Origin of the sequence: Enterobacter sp. Ag1 (assembly GCA_000277545.1) — a bacterium.
Lineage (GTDB): Bacteria > Pseudomonadota > Gammaproteobacteria > Enterobacterales > Enterobacteriaceae > Cedecea.
This window is the reverse complement of sequence record AKXM01000035.1, coordinates 119,495-133,512: the sequence shown is the minus strand read 5'-3', so window position 1 is coordinate 133,512 and position 14,018 is coordinate 119,495. Positions and strand designations below refer to the sequence as shown.

Genomic DNA, 14,018 nt, shown 5'->3' with positions numbered 1-14,018 from the left:
CCCTGCACGAGGATGGGCATGCGACAAACGTGTGGGGAACACGTTTGAACGCCGCGTGCGGCGGCCCCGGAGGGGCGAGTATCAGGATGATACGCGTATTGTAGGGAACTGCCAGGCATCAAATCAGCATTAACCCCGACCGAAAGGCCGGGGTTTTTTGCTTTTTTAAAGCATACTTTTTCACAAAAATCTCCGCTTGCTCACAAAAGTTAATGTAACAACTCCGCAACAAGATACTTCACCTCACAAAATTTCTTTCTCCTGCTTTACTGGATCCTGGGTTATTAGACCCATTCAGGAAGACAGGAGAAGAAAATAAAATGATTGAAACAACAGGTGAATCAAATATTGTGCCGTCGGCGGCTGATACCCGTCGTCGCGTCTGGGCCATTGTGGGTGCTTCATCAGGGAATCTGGTTGAGTGGTTTGATTTTTATGTTTACTCGTTCTGTTCGCTCTATTTTGCTCATATCTTTTTTCCAACGGGAAACACCACGACTCAGCTTCTGCAAACCGCCGGTGTCTTTGCCGCAGGTTTTTTGATGCGACCCATTGGAGGCTGGTTATTCGGGTATATTGCCGATAAATATGGACGTAAAAACTCCATGCTTATCTCAGTGTGTATGATGTGTTTTGGATCGCTGGTCATTGCCTGCCTGCCAGGATACGCCACCATTGGCACATGGGCCCCTGCATTATTGCTTTTAGCACGCCTGTTCCAGGGGTTATCTGTTGGAGGGGAGTACGGCACCAGCGCAACTTACATGAGTGAGGTGGCGGTCGAAGGTCGTAAAGGGTTCTATGCCTCATTCCAGTACGTGACGCTCATTGGCGGGCAGCTGGCCGCGTTGCTTGTTGTGGTTGTTCTCCAGCAAGTGCTAAGTGATGAAGATTTGCGTAGTTGGGGATGGAGAATTCCCTTCGCGATTGGAGCCGTACTGGCGATAGTTGCTCTCTATCTTCGCCGTTCTCTGGATGAAACATCGGATAAAGCAAGCCGCGCACACAAGGATGCCGGTACGCTTTCCGGGCTGTGGAAAAATAAAAAAGCCTTCATTATGGTGCTTGGTTTCACCGCCGGCGGCTCCCTGGCTTTCTATACCTTCACCACCTATATGCAGAAATATCTGGTGAATACTGCGGGGATGCATGCGAACACGGCCAGCGCGTTGATGACCTGTGCGCTGTTTATCTTCATGGTACTTCAGCCGTTTTTCGGTGCACTGTCGGATAAAATTGGTCGTCGAAGTTCTATGCTTTGTTTTGGCGGACTGGCAGCGGTGCTGACTGTGCCTATTTTGACGGCACTGCAGAATGTTAGCTCACCTTATGCGGCCTTTGCTCTGGTGATGGCGGCGATGCTAATTGTCAGTTTTTACACTTCAATCAGCGGCATCCTTAAGGCAGAAATGTTCCCGCCGGAAGTCCGTGCGCTAGGTGTAGGTCTGTCTTATGCAGTTGCAAATGCCTTGTTTGGTGGCTCGGCAGAATATGTCGCCTTATCGCTGAAATCGATGGGCAGCGAAACGACCTTCTTCTGGTATGTCTCTGCGATGGGGGCGCTGGCATTTGCTGTTTCTCTGTTGCTGCACCGTAAAGGCAAAGGGATCAAGCTCTAGAAAGAAAAAGCCCTGCAGTGCAGGGCTTAAACGTTTAGAGAATACGGCTTATTAGTCGGTCGATACGGATACGGCGCAGGCGGCGAATCAGCTTGCGAACTTTCACCGGATATTCGGCGATGCTTTGCAGATCGCGATAATGCTTAACAGCCGTCGTATGGGTGCGGATAAGCTCCAGCTCCTTGGTGCGAATGCCTTCAAGCTCTCTTTTGGGATCGTGAATCAGCAGAGCATTTTCCAGATCCAGGCGCCACGCGCGCGGATTAAGGTTATTCCCGGTCAGCAGCATCCACTCGTTGTCCACCCACATGCCTTTCAGGTGGTAACTGTTATCCCCATCTTTCCACAAACGCACAATCAACTGCCCGGTATTCACATAATATTGCAGGCGGCTCAGGAAGCGGCGCAGGTTAATTTCATAGAGATAAGGTAGCGCGCCAATAATCTTGAACGGCTGATCTTCCGGAATATAAAAATCATTCGCTGTCTTATCGCCAACGATAATCTCAACCTGTTTACCGTCCCGCAGCAGCTGTATGATATTGCGGACCAGGACAGCTGGCAGGTTGAAGTATGGCGTGCAGATAGTCAGCTTCTGCTCTGCGCAAGGCATAAGATGGAAGATGGTTTTATTCAGCAGGCTGGATTTTCCCAGACCGACCAGCGGCGTAACCGAGAGCTGATCGTTATCTGCATCACCGTGGAAGATAAAGCTAGCGTCACGCAATTCCTGGCGGAAGAGACGGATATCGTTTTTGATTTCTGGGCTTTTTACGCGCTCAGCGACATCTAAGCGATGAACCGCCCGGCCATTTATCAAATTCTGGTTAACCCAGCCATGCATGATATCTGCCAGGGCGCGATTGCGAATGATTTGATAGCGGTCATAGCGATATTTATCGTGCTGATGCAGGTAAACATCGTTGAGGCTGGCGCCGCTATAGATGACGCTGTCATCAATAATAAAGCCTTTGAAATGCAGCACGCCAAGGGCTTCGCGAGTATTGACGGGAACGCCATAGACAGGAACATTCACGTCGGGGAACTGCTCGGCCATGCGGTGATACCAGTCCGCATTGGTGTTGGACGCGGCAACACCAATACGTCCGCGCTGGGCACGGTGCCAGTCAACCAGCACGGAAACATCTAAATCTGGCCGCTGCTGTTTGGCTTGATAAAGCGCGGACAGAATTCCTTTGCCGCCGTCATCCTGTTCAAGATACAACGCAATAATACAAATACGCTGCGTTGCGCTGGCGATTTTTTTCAACAGCGTTTCGCGGAAATCCGCAGGGGAGAACAGGGTTTCTACATCATCAACTGATTGAGAAAGCTTCGGTAACTGGGCAAGGTGTTGTTGATGTTTATTACGCTTAAATTTAGACAACATCACAGTGCTTATCTTCTCTCTTCATTGGATGGCCTTCTGCAAAATCCAGACGTCAGAACTTGCTGATAATACCACTACTACTGCGCAAAGTGAGTATGTTTTCCAGTACCTTACTCACGAATCTGCGCTTTTGCTCAATGGAAGCGTCAGACTTACAATACCGTCTTCCAGCTGAATATCGACGCTGAAACCCAGTTTGCGGGCCAGGGCAATCATGCCCTGGTTGTTCGGCATCGTTATGCCATTCAGTCGCTGAAGGCCATGCTCTCTGGTGTAATCGATGAGCTTAGTCAGTAAGCGTCGGCCGAGTCCGAGGCCTTTTAAGTCGGAGCGAACCAGCACGGCGAACTCGGCATCAACGTTGTCAGGGTCTGAAATGGCGCGTGTGACGCCGAGGATCTCATCGTTGTCTTTTATTCTTCTGACTGCAACGAACGCCATTTCTCGATCGTAGTCGATCTGCGTCATATTGGCTAAATCTTCGTGGGTAAATTCATTGATCTCGCTGAAATAGCGATAGTAGAGATCCTCTTTTGTTACCTGGGCAATAAAACGCTGCAGCTGAGGTTCGTCCTCGGGCAGGATCGGCCGGAACAGGCAGCGGTCACCGTTCTTAAGCTGCACCAGCTCTTCAAGCTGATGAGGATAAGGACGCACGGCCAGCCTGGCATCAGCATCCCCCGTAAATTCGGCCAATTCCAGAGTGACGTCGAGCAGGGTGAATTCACTGCCGGATGCCAGTAGAGGGTGAATATCGAGTCTGACAATCTCGGGGCAATCAACTATCAGGTTAGAGACTTGCACCAGAACTTCGCTGATCCCGGCGATATCCAGCGGGCGTAATGCGCTCCGGCTACGGATCTTGCCGCTTTTGATCGCCTGAATGACAAGGTATCGGGCCAGATTCATGTTTAGCGGGGGGAGGGCTACCGCCGCCTGCCTTTCAGGTCGCCACTCTACGCCGCCTTCGCCCAGCATGATCAATGGACCAAATACCGGATCGTGCTCAACGACGACTCTTAGTTCCTGCGCGCCTGCGCGGTTTGCCATGCTTTGCACCAGCAGGCCGTGAATACGAGCCTGGGGCCAGGCCATTTTTACACGGTCGATGATGGCTTCGGCGGCCTGTTGTACTTCACTGGCCGTTCTCAAATAGAGCATAACGCCCTGAACTTCCGACTTGTGGGGAATATCCGGAGAACGAAGCTTTAATGCGACGGGATAACCAATTTGCTCTGCGATATGCACCGCTTCTGCACTGTCTCCAGCAATCCATGTCGACAGGGTCGTTAAGCCATAAGCTTCAAGCACCGGCCTGACTTCATGGGTATCCAGCGTCGTGGCTCCCTGATGCAAGGCCTGCTGAATCAGATGGTGGGCGTCGCTGGTGTTTGCCGTCAGGTTAGCCGGCAGGGCCGGCGTTTCGCGCAATTGCTTCTGGTTACGGCGATACTCGACCATGTGCATAAACGCCGTGACCGCACCCTCTGGTGTTCTGTAAGTCGGAATACCGGCATCGCTAAACAGGCGTCTCGCTTCCTGGGAGGAATACTCCCCGCACCAGTTGGTGACAATGGTGAGATATTTGCCACGAGGATGCCGCTGCAGAAGATCGATCAGGGCAAGAGCGCTTGCGGTTCCTGGGGCGGCGGCACTGGGGGAATGGATAACCATTAAGGCATCAAAATCATGGCTATCCAGCAATTTCTCTATGGCCAGCAGGTATCGGCCAGGCGTCGCGTCATCCCTTAGATCTATCGGGTTTCCTGCCTCAACGCCAGGAGGAAGCACGCCCGCAAGAGCCTGCAGAGTTTCTTCACTTAACGTCGCTAGTTTGCCATTACGTATCCAAAGCTCATCAAGGGCCAGCGCCGCAGGTGCCGCGCCGTTGCTGACAATCATCAGTCGCTCACCGCGCAGAGGTCGCATGTGGCTAAGGGTTTCTACGGCGGAAAAGAGCTCATGCGTATCCTGGACCCGAAGTAAACCTGCTCGTTGTATCGCCGCGTCCCAGGCGGCATCCAGGCCCGGATGGGTTTTCAGTAGCGTTTGTGCTTTGCTGCTGCGCCCGCTTTTGATGACCAGAATTGGCTTGTTACGTGAAGCGCTTCTTGCGGCGGAAACAAAGCGTCGGGCATCGCTCAGATGTTCAAGATACAGCAGGATGGCGCTAGTTTTCGTATCCCTGGCCAGATAATCAAGCAGTTCATCCACGTCGATATCCAGGCTATCGCCAAGCGCAATAAACCAGGAAAAGCCCATCTCGCGCTGCTGTGCCCAGTCCAGAATGGTGTTGGACACTGCGGCAGACTGAGAAATAAACGCCAGTTTGCCCTTTTGAATCGGAACAGGGGAGAAGCTGGCGTTTAACCCTTGCCACGGGGCCAGCAGGCCAAGGCTGTTTGGGCCAAGCAGGCGAATTTGCCAGCGAGCGGCGCAGGCCAGCAATTCGGGTAATTGCTCAGGTGGGGCAGATAAAATAATGCAGGCCTTGCAGCCTTTATTACCCAGGGCTTCCAGTAGCGTAAGATTTCGCCGGGAATGCGTACAAACAATAGCGAGGTCAGGAGCCAGCGGCAGGCTGGCAATATCCGGCCAGGCAAGCACCCCGCACACGGCTTTGTGAGTCGGCGTCACCGGCATTACCGGGCCATTGAAGCCGCCAGCAAGCAAGTTGCGCATCATTAAATAACCGGCGCGGTCGGCTTTTGCCGAAGCGCCGATAACGGCAATGGATTTTGGACGCAGCAGCGCTTCCAGGCCTCGTTGACTCACGACGTTCTCCCCTGAGTGATGTTCAGGAGAGTCTAAACGTTTTCTTCCACTTCTGCTGTGACGCTGCCCTGATGATGGGGTTTCCCCGCCAGATAGCGCTCGCGGAAAAGAGTGAAATGCTGGGTTAATCCTTTGGACGCTACTACATCTCCCGCCAGTTCTAGCAGGGCTGCGGCGACTTCCGCGGTGCAATACTGGCCGTCCGCATGGGCCTCGCGCAGGCGATAAGCTGAGGTAATACTTAAATCTACGGAAATTATCGGCAGCGCATCGAGATAAGGGCTTTTACGGAACATTTTACGTGCTTCAGTCCACGTGCCATCAAGCATGATAAATAGCGGTGGCTTACCGGTGGTTGGTGGCGTGGTCAGTACCTCGCGACTTGCATCGGCATAAGAAGCGGGAAAAACTACCATTGGCTGGTAATCCGGGTTAGCGACAAGATCCAGCAGCGCCTGAGGGGGCTCCGTGCGCGACCATTGAAATGCCTCCGTTTCCGGCAAAATATCGGCAATAAGCCGCCCGGTGTTACTCGGCTTCATCGGTTCGGTGTCAAACATCACCAGGCAAAAGCGACTGCGGGCATGTTGTGGCTTAAGCGTCTCACACAGGCAATTTTTCAACGGCAGCAGGCAGCGCTGGCAGCGACGAACGCGATTACCACGGGCGAGAAAGGGACGAGTTGCGCGAGCAAGGCGGGCTGCACGAAGGCGAAGAACGGCGTTTTCGGTCATTAATGAAGGATGTCTGGCTAAAAACGCCATTCTACCGTAGATAGAGAAAGGGGGCTTAAAAAATGCCCCCTTATAATCAGATATTTTCGTCCAGCCAGCTATCAAACGGGGCTTTAGGCATGGCGCCATTCAGCATATCGACGACCTGGCCATTTTTGAAAATCATAATGGTCGGGATGCTTCTGATGCGAAAACGTACGCTCAGTTCCTGCTCCGCTTCGGTGTTCACCTTCACAAAGCGAACTTTACCGCTGCGTTCTTCGGCAACATCTTCAAAAATAGGGGCGAAGTTCACGCACGGGCCGCACCACGGCGCCCAAAAATCAACCACAACCGGCAGCTCATCTTTCAGGAGTTTATCCAGCGTCGCCGTCGTGGCGTTAACGACTTCACCGTCAAACAGTTCATGGCCGCAGCGACCGCATTTTGCACCGTCATCGATACGGTCGTCAGGAATGCGGTTAATGGCCTGGCAGTCGGCACAAACGGTATTCATAACTAACCTCAAAGAGAATGATTGAAATCGGTGCCATGCACCATGGATGTTTCAAATATGTTACATATTATCGGCGAAGATGGGGAGGCCAACAAAGTGATTTATTCGATGAGTACAATAGTTTTTAGCTTTTAAGCAAAGTTAATGGCTAACCCATGGCACATCAGGTAATCTGCGCGCTTCGCGCTCAGCCAGGTGGAGGAACAATGAACGACGAATTTAAAGGTAAAAGCGGCAAGGTCAAAGTGATGTATGTCCGCAGTGACGACGAAAGCGAACAGCGCAGCCAAAACCCGCGTACCGGGAAAGGCGGTGGGCGTCCTGCCGGTGCGTCACGTGGTGAAGGCGGCGGTCGCCGTCAGTCTCGTCACGATGATAAACCTCGCGGCGGGCGCGATCGTAATGAACGTAGTGACAGAGGCGATCGCGGTGAAGCGGCCTCGCCATGGCGTACGGTTTCCCGTGCCCCGGTAGACTCTTCGCTGTCGGCATCAGACAATGAAGGTACAACTAAACATATCGTTGATCCGGAAGTGATTCGTCGCCAGCGCGCCGAAGAAGCCCGTGTGTACGGTGAGAATGCTTGTCAGGCGCTGTTCCAGAGCCGCCCGGAAAGCATCGTGCGCGCCTGGTTTATCCAGAGCGTTACGCCTCGTTTTAAAGAAGCGCTACGCTGGATGGCGGCAAATCGCAAGGCTTACCACGTGGTGGATGACGCTGAGCTGACAAAAGCCTCAGGCACCGAACACCACGGCGGCGTTTGCTTCATTATTAAAAAACGCAGCGGCATCAGCGTGCAGACCTGGCTGAACAAAGCCGGGGAAGAAGACTGCGTGCTGGCACTGGAGGATGTGGGCAACCCACATAACCTGGGCGGGATCATGCGCAGCTGCGCACACTTCGGCGTGAAAGGTTTGCTGATTCAGGATGCTTCTCTGCTGGAATCCGGTGCGGCGATTCGTACCGCAGAAGGCGGGGCCGAGCACGTGGTGGCGATCAGCGGCGAGACGTTTGGCGATGGGCTGGAAGCTTTCCGTAAAGCGGGCTACACCATCGTGACAACCTCAAGCCACCAGGGCACCCCGCTGTATAAAGCTGAGCTGCCTAAGAAAATGGTGCTGGTGCTGGGCCAGGAGCGCGATGGCGTTTCCGACACAACTTTTGAAAACGCAGATATGAGCGTAGCCATTGAAGGTACAGGTAATGTTGAAAGCCTCAACGTATCGGTAGCGACCGGCGTGCTGCTGGGCGAATGGTGGCGCCAGAACAAGGCCTAAGGCCTTCTCCAACTATAAAAAAACCAGCGTAATTGCTGGTTTTTTTTCGCCCCGATTTTAGCCATTGTCCTGTGGCAGCTGCGGCACCCAATCGATGGGCTGTTCTCCGCGCCCGGCCAGATACTCATTCGCCTTCACAAAATGCCCGCAGCCCAGAAAACCACGATGCGCAGAAAGCGGAGAAGGGTGCGGTGCGGTCAGGACATGGTGGCGCTGGCGATCGATAATGCTGCCTTTGCGTTGGGCATGAGCACCCCACAGCAGGAACACCACCCCTTCACGGTGTTCATTAATGAGGGCGATAACCTTGTCGGTAAACGTCTCCCAACCAAAATTGGCGTGGGAATGCGCTTTACTCGCTTCGACGGTAAGTACCGTATTGAGCAGCAACACGCCCTGCCGAGCCCAGCTTTCAAGGTAGCCGTGCGTAGGGCGGGTAAAGCCTGGGACAGAAGCCTCAAGCTCTTTATACATATTGACCAGCGAAGGCGGGGGAGCGATTCCTGGACGGACGGAGAAAGAGAGTCCGTGCGCCTGGCCTGGTCCATGATAAGGATCCTGCCCCAGAATCACGACTTTGACATCGCCCAGCTCGGTAAAGCGAAAAGCGTTGAAAACATCCTTTTGCGGAGGGTAAACGGTCACGCCCGCTGCGCGCTCTGCCGAGACGGCGCTGAGCGTATTGATAAAGTAGGGCTGCTGTTTCTCTTCTGCCAGCACGTCGTGCCAGGTGAGGTGGGTCGTCATCTCGCTCTCCCGCGAATCTGTATTGCCCGATAGCTTAACTGCTTCTTCCTTCTGAGCAAAATAGTGCGTGGCATCAATGAGCTACAGTGATAAATAAAGTTGAAAATTTACAAAAGTTTTAGCATGGCGCTGACCGTCTAAGTTGATGTAAAACAAATAAAACCAGCTAAAGCCATTTTTAGTGTGTGGATTTAATTGATCTAAGTCAAAGAATCACGCCTGGCGGACTGATATAAGAACAACAAAGCAACAAAGGTTTTACCAATGAGCCAGAGCGCTGGCCCAAAGAATCAGCACATTACCCTGAGGGAGAAATAAAATGATTACTGGTATCCAAATTACAAAAGCGGCAAACGACGAACTTCTGAACTCTTTCTGGCTGCTCGACAGTGAAAAAGGAGAAGCTCGCTGCGTGTGCGCGAAAGCAGGTTTTGCGGAAGATGAAGTGGTTGCGGTCAGTAAACTGGGCCAGTTTGAATACCGTGAAATTCCAATGGAAGTGAAACCGGAAGTTCGCGTTGAAGGTGGGCAGCACCTGAACGTTAACGTTCTGCGTCGTGAAACGCTGGAAGATGCGGTTAAGCATCCGGAAAAATATCCGCAGCTGACCATCCGTGTTTCCGGCTACGCGGTGCGCTTTAACTCCCTGACTCCGGAACAGCAGCGCGATGTGATTACCCGTACTTTCACTGAAAGCCTGTAATTAAGTTCCTGCCGTTGAGAATAAAGAGCGCCTTCTGGCGCTCTTTCACGTTAATAGGATGCATAGTAAACCCGCATCAGCACCCGGTACAGGTTCCCTAAATTTCCTGGGGCTGCCAGCACTACGCTCATTTCTTCGATGTCACTATCTTCGCCGTATACGACAGGGCAGGAATGCCGTAAAGAATGATTGTTTGCAGGAAAACGCAGTACCCGGGCAATAAAAAACGCCGGGATTATCCCGGCGTTCATGTTATTCGTCGACTTTTGGCGACTCTGTCGTGGTAGCTGCCGTTGGTTTACGGCGCTTACCGATGTTTTTCTGATCGCGATGGCGCACTTTAACGCGCGGCTTCTCTTTGTCTTTCTCTTTCTTCTTCTCTTCGCGCTTAGCCAGCACTTTCTTGGATGGCTTACCGGTCAGCTTTTCGCTTGGCGCACGCGTCGTTGGGCGCAGTTCGTCGATAACGCGGGATTTCAGAGGCTCTTTCATGTAGCGGGTAATTTTACCCAGCAGCAGATGATCGTGCGCCTCAACCAGCGAAATCGCGGTTCCTTTCATGCCTGCGCGACCGGTACGACCAATACGGTGCAGATAGATATCCGCGGTACGTGGCAGGTCAAAGTTGAATACGTGGCTAACGTCAGGGATATCGATCCCACGGGCAGCAACATCGGTCGCAACCAGAACGTTTACGCGACCATCGGTCAGGCGCTTGATGGCCTCGTTACGCTTGGCCTGTACCATTTCGCCTTCGAGATAGCAGGTGTTGATGCCCGCTTCACGCAGCCAGGCAACCAGCTCATGCACACGCTCGCGCTTACGCACAAAGACGATAGAGCGGGTGGTATCCGGCTGGTTCAGCAAATGAACGAGTAACTTCGTTTTGTGCTCAACGTCATCGGCGCGATAGTACCACTGATGGATCTTCTTGCGCTCACGCGTGGATGGCGTGGCGGAAACTTCAACCGGATCTTCCAGCAGGCGTTCAGCAAAATCTTTAACCGCGTTGCCTTCCAGGGTAGCGGAGAACAGCATGGTTTGCTTGCGCCAGCGGGTTTCCGCGGCAATGGTTTCAATATCTTGCGCGAAGCCCATGTCCAGCATGCGATCTGCTTCATCAAGGATCAGCGTTTCAACCGCGCGGCAGTCGAAGTTCTCTTCCTTTATGTATTGCAGCAGTCGGCCGGTGGTAGCGACGACAATATCCTGATTCTCGCTGAAAACTTCAGCGTGGTTCATATACGCTACGCCGCCGGTGATGGTGGCGATATCCAGATGGGTATGTTTTGCCAGTTCACGCGCGTGGTCGGCGACCTGCATAGCGAGTTCACGGGTTGGCGTGACGATCAGAATACGCGGCGGGCCAGATTTCTTACGAGGAAAGTCGACCAGATGCTGTAGCGCTGGCAGCAGGTAAGCTGCGGTTTTACCGGTACCCGTCGGTGCTGAACCCAGCACGTCGCGTCCTTCAAGTGCAGGAGGAATGGCCGCAGCCTGGATGGCAGTCGGGCGAGTAAAGCCTTTCTCCTGGAGCGCGTCCAAAAGGCTTTCATCAAGTTCGAGTTCGGAAAAAGTGCTTACAGTCATGGTCTACCTCTGTTTGGGACGCCGATTATAGACATAATGACCGCGATCTTCATCTGTTTGTGTCTTTCCGTAGATGTCCGTTTCACTTATGCTACGGCGGTTTCTTTGCAAGGTAGATAAGATGTCGGATCAAAAAGCGGTATTACGTCGGGATGGTTTCACCTTCAAACAGTTCTTTGTGGCGCACGATCGCTGCGCCATGAAGGTGGGAACAGATGGGACGCTGCTCGGTGCATGGGTGCCGGTAGTTAATGTAAAAAGCGTCCTGGATATTGGCACCGGCAGCGGTTTGCTGGCGTTGATGCTCGCCCAGAGAACCGCTGATGACGTCACGATTGAAGCCGTGGAGCTGGATCCTGTTGCTGCAGAACAGGCGGCAGAAAACGCCAAAGGCTGCCGCTGGGCTTCGCGTATTCACGTTCACTGCGCGGACATCCGCGAGTGGGCGCAGCAGGCTACTCAGCGCTACTCCTTAATTGTCAGTAATCCGCCTTTCTTTGAGCAGGGCAGTAACTGCGCATCACCAGAACGAGCTCAGGCACGTTATACCACGACGCTGGATCACCAGGCCTTGCTCAGCAGCGCTGAACAACTGATCACCGAAGACGGTTTCTTCTGCGTGATTATGCCGGAAACTGCCGGGACGGCATTCAGCGAGCTGGCGAAATCACAGGGTTGGCATGTTCGTTACCGTACCGATGTGGCCGACAATGAAACTCGCCTGCCGCATCGGGTGATGCTCGCGCTTTCTCCTACGGGCGGAGAATACTACAACGACCGCCTGGTGATCCGGGGGCCAGACCAAACCTACTCTGAAGGCTATTGCAGCCTGACCCAGGACTTCTACCTGTTTATGTAGAGCGGGGAAAGCACGCTTGGGCCGGATTCAGCGAGCTGATCCGGATAATCGAGCGTGTAGTGCAGGCCCCGGCTCTCTTTACGCTGCATGGCGCAGCGCACAATGAGTTCGGCAACCTGCACCAGGTTTCTAAGCTCAAGCAAATTGTTTGAAACGCGGAAGTTGGCATAGTACTCATCAATCTCTTGCTGCAGCATGGTAATTCTTCGCAGCGCCCGCTCCAGCCGGCGAGTGGTGCGAACGATCCCAACGTAGTCCCACATAAAGAGCCGCAGCTCATGCCAGTTATGCTGGATAACAACCTGTTCGTCTGGATTATCCACACGGCTGTCATCCCAGTCGGGCAACGTTTTACTTTCTCGCGCGTACGGCAGGCGTTTCAGAATATCTTCCGCAGCAGACCAGCCATAAACCAGGCATTCGAGCAGAGAGTTTGAGGCCATTCGGTTAGCGCCGTGCAGGCCGGTATACGTCACTTCGCCAATGGCATACAGCCCGTCCACGTCGGTGCGCCCGTGTTCATCTACCATCACGCCGCCGCAGGTATAATGCGCGGCAGGGACTACGGGAACCGGATCTTTGGTTAAATCAATGCCTAGCCCAAGCAGCTTCTCATAAATAGTGGGGAAGTGCTGGCGAACAAACGCCTCTGGCTTATGGCTGATATCCAGATACATGCAGTCTGCGCCCAGGCGTTTCATTTCGTGATCGATAGCCCTGGCGACGATATCACGTGGCGCAAGCTCGGCACGTTCATCAAACTCCGGCATGAAGCGTGAACCATCCGGACGCTTCAGGTATGCACCTTCGCCGCGCAATGCTTCGGTAAGCAGGAAGTTTCGGGCCTGAGGATGGAACAGCGCCGTAGGGTGAAACTGGTTGAATTCAAGATTGGCGACCCGGCAGCCTGCACGCCATGCCATAGCGATACCGTCACCGGAGGCGATATCCGGGTTTGTCGTGTACTGGTAGACTTTTGAAGCGCCACCGGTGGCTAAAACGACAGATTTCGCACGGCAGGTTTCGACCTTTTCAAGGTTCCGGTTCCAGACCCAGGCACCGACGACGCGCCTTGTGCCCGGCAGGCCAATTTTGTCCGAAATAATTAGGTCTACGGCGTTGCTGCGCTCGATCACCCGGATATTGGGGTGATTGAGGGCTTTGCCGACTAGCGTGGTTTCAACTTCCTTCCCGGTGGCATCCGCCGAATGAAGAATTCGGCGATGGCTGTGGCCGCCTTCACGCGTCAAATGGTAGCTTTCTTCACCATTCGCCAGCGTGTGGGTATCGAACATGACGCCCTGATCAATCAGCCACTGGACGCAGTGCTTTGCATTGCTTGCCACAAATTCTACGGCGTCACGATCGCAAATTCCTGCCCCGGCTATCAGCGTATCGTCAATATGGGAAGCTATGCTGTCGGTTTCATCGAAAACGGCGGCAATTCCCCCCTGTGCATAAAAAGTTGAGCCTTCGTTAACTGGGCCTTTGCTTAGCACAATGACCTTGCTGGTTTGAGCCAGACGCAGCGCGAGAGAAAGGCCAGCAGCACCGCTACCGACAATTAATACGTCACAGATCAGATCGCTATTTTTGTTCATGGTGTTTAATTTACTAAACAATAGTGGCCCGAGCATAGCACCGGGTGGGACGCTGAACACGCTTTTTTTGTTTTAGTGTTGTGCAGACTAAACAGAGTGATCGGTAAAGTCATTGGGAGGGCTCGAGCAAACTGCGTAAATAAATCTCACTACGGAAGGATAAATGGCAGATTAGATGATGAAATACCCTGATTCATGAGATACTCTGCTCGCTAACTTTTTGAGCA

11 protein-coding genes are annotated in these 14,018 nt (G+C 53.1%); 4 read left to right on the top strand and 7 right to left on the bottom strand.

Annotated features, from left to right (window positions below; all coding sequences use genetic code 11):
• Window positions 1-320 precede the first annotated feature (320 nt).
• A complete protein-coding gene (locus A936_RS15765) occupies window positions 321-1,619 on the top strand; it encodes an MFS transporter (RefSeq protein ID WP_008459540.1) in 1,299 nt (432 codons plus the stop codon).
• Between the two features lie 34 nt (window positions 1,620-1,653).
• On the opposite strand, the gene pssA is transcribed toward A936_RS15765, so the two are convergent.
• The 4 genes from pssA to trxC all read right to left on the bottom strand — a co-directional run bounded on the left by pssA (window position 1,654) and on the right by trxC (window position 7,014).
• Window positions 1,654-3,009, bottom strand: coding sequence for a CDP-diacylglycerol--serine O-phosphatidyltransferase (gene pssA, locus A936_RS15760; RefSeq protein WP_034809554.1), 1,356 nt, complete (start codon window positions 3,007-3,009; stop codon window positions 1,654-1,656).
• 114 nt (window positions 3,010-3,123) lie between these two features.
• Window positions 3,124-5,784: a bifunctional acetate--CoA ligase family protein/GNAT family N-acetyltransferase gene (locus A936_RS15755; RefSeq protein ID WP_008459535.1), complete on the bottom strand. Its 2,661-nt coding sequence runs from the start codon at window positions 5,782-5,784 to the stop codon at window positions 3,124-3,126.
• A 32-nt stretch (window positions 5,785-5,816) separates the two neighbouring features.
• On the bottom strand, window positions 5,817-6,518 hold the full coding sequence (locus A936_RS15750) for a tRNA-uridine aminocarboxypropyltransferase (protein ID WP_008459533.1): 702 nt from the start codon (window positions 6,516-6,518) through the stop codon (window positions 5,817-5,819).
• Window positions 6,519-6,594: 76 nt separating this feature from the next.
• Complete coding sequence (trxC, locus tag A936_RS15745) at window positions 6,595-7,014, bottom strand: thioredoxin TrxC (RefSeq protein WP_008459532.1); 420 nt, start codon at window positions 7,012-7,014, stop codon at window positions 6,595-6,597.
• Between the two features lie 206 nt (window positions 7,015-7,220).
• Here trxC and A936_RS15740 point away from each other — a divergent pair, with 206 nt between their 5' ends.
• On the top strand, window positions 7,221-8,291 hold the full coding sequence (locus tag A936_RS15740) for a tRNA/rRNA methyltransferase (protein ID WP_008459530.1): 1,071 nt from the start codon (window positions 7,221-7,223) through the stop codon (window positions 8,289-8,291).
• Window positions 8,292-8,348: 57 nt separating this feature from the next.
• Here the strand turns inward: A936_RS15740 and ung are convergent, their stop codons facing one another.
• Entirely contained in the window at window positions 8,349-9,038 is a 690-nt protein-coding gene (ung, locus tag A936_RS15735; protein ID WP_008459529.1) for a uracil-DNA glycosylase, read from the bottom strand.
• A gap of 319 nt (window positions 9,039-9,357) precedes the next feature.
• Between ung and grcA the strand changes: the two genes are divergently transcribed.
• Window positions 9,358-9,741, top strand: a complete 384-nt coding sequence (gene grcA, locus A936_RS15730; protein WP_008459527.1) for an autonomous glycyl radical cofactor GrcA — start codon at window positions 9,358-9,360, stop codon at window positions 9,739-9,741.
• A 252-nt stretch (window positions 9,742-9,993) separates the two neighbouring features.
• On the opposite strand, the gene srmB is transcribed toward grcA, so the two are convergent.
• Window positions 9,994-11,331, bottom strand: coding sequence for an ATP-dependent RNA helicase SrmB (gene srmB / locus A936_RS15720; RefSeq protein WP_008459524.1), 1,338 nt, complete (start codon window positions 11,329-11,331; stop codon window positions 9,994-9,996).
• 121 nt (window positions 11,332-11,452) lie between these two features.
• Here srmB and trmN point away from each other — a divergent pair, with 121 nt between their 5' ends.
• A complete protein-coding gene (gene trmN / locus A936_RS15715; RefSeq protein WP_008459522.1) occupies window positions 11,453-12,190 on the top strand; it encodes a tRNA(1)(Val) (adenine(37)-N(6))-methyltransferase TrmN in 738 nt (245 codons plus the stop codon).
• On the opposite strand, the gene nadB is transcribed toward trmN, so the two are convergent.
• Complete coding sequence (gene nadB / locus A936_RS15710; RefSeq protein WP_008459519.1) at window positions 12,175-13,791, bottom strand: L-aspartate oxidase; 1,617 nt, start codon at window positions 13,789-13,791, stop codon at window positions 12,175-12,177. The genes trmN and nadB overlap by 16 nt on opposite strands.
• Window positions 13,792-14,018: the final 227 nt, after the last annotated feature.

Excerpts from the sequence above, each read along its gene's own strand:
- srmB (WP_008459524.1), bottom strand. The coding sequence starts at position 11,331 with ATGACTGTAAGCACTTTTTCCGAACTCGAACTTGATGAAAGCCTTTTG.
- A936_RS15750 (WP_008459533.1), bottom strand. The coding sequence starts at position 6,518 with ATGACCGAAAACGCCGTTCTTCGCCTTCGTGCAGCCCGCCTTGCTCGC.
- nadB (WP_008459519.1), bottom strand. The coding sequence starts at position 13,791 with ATGAACAAAAATAGCGATCTGATCTGTGACGTATTAATTGTCGGTAGC.
- trmN (WP_008459522.1), top strand. The coding sequence starts at position 11,453 with ATGTCGGATCAAAAAGCGGTATTACGTCGGGATGGTTTCACCTTCAAA.
- pssA (WP_034809554.1), bottom strand. The coding sequence starts at position 3,009 with ATGTTGTCTAAATTTAAGCGTAATAAACATCAACAACACCTTGCCCAG.
- ung (WP_008459529.1), bottom strand. The coding sequence starts at position 9,038 with ATGACGACCCACCTCACCTGGCACGACGTGCTGGCAGAAGAGAAACAG.
- grcA (WP_008459527.1), top strand. The coding sequence starts at position 9,358 with ATGATTACTGGTATCCAAATTACAAAAGCGGCAAACGACGAACTTCTG.
- A936_RS15740 (WP_008459530.1), top strand. The coding sequence starts at position 7,221 with ATGAACGACGAATTTAAAGGTAAAAGCGGCAAGGTCAAAGTGATGTAT.
- A936_RS15765 (WP_008459540.1), top strand. The coding sequence starts at position 321 with ATGATTGAAACAACAGGTGAATCAAATATTGTGCCGTCGGCGGCTGAT.
- trxC (WP_008459532.1), bottom strand. The coding sequence starts at position 7,014 with ATGAATACCGTTTGTGCCGACTGCCAGGCCATTAACCGCATTCCTGAC.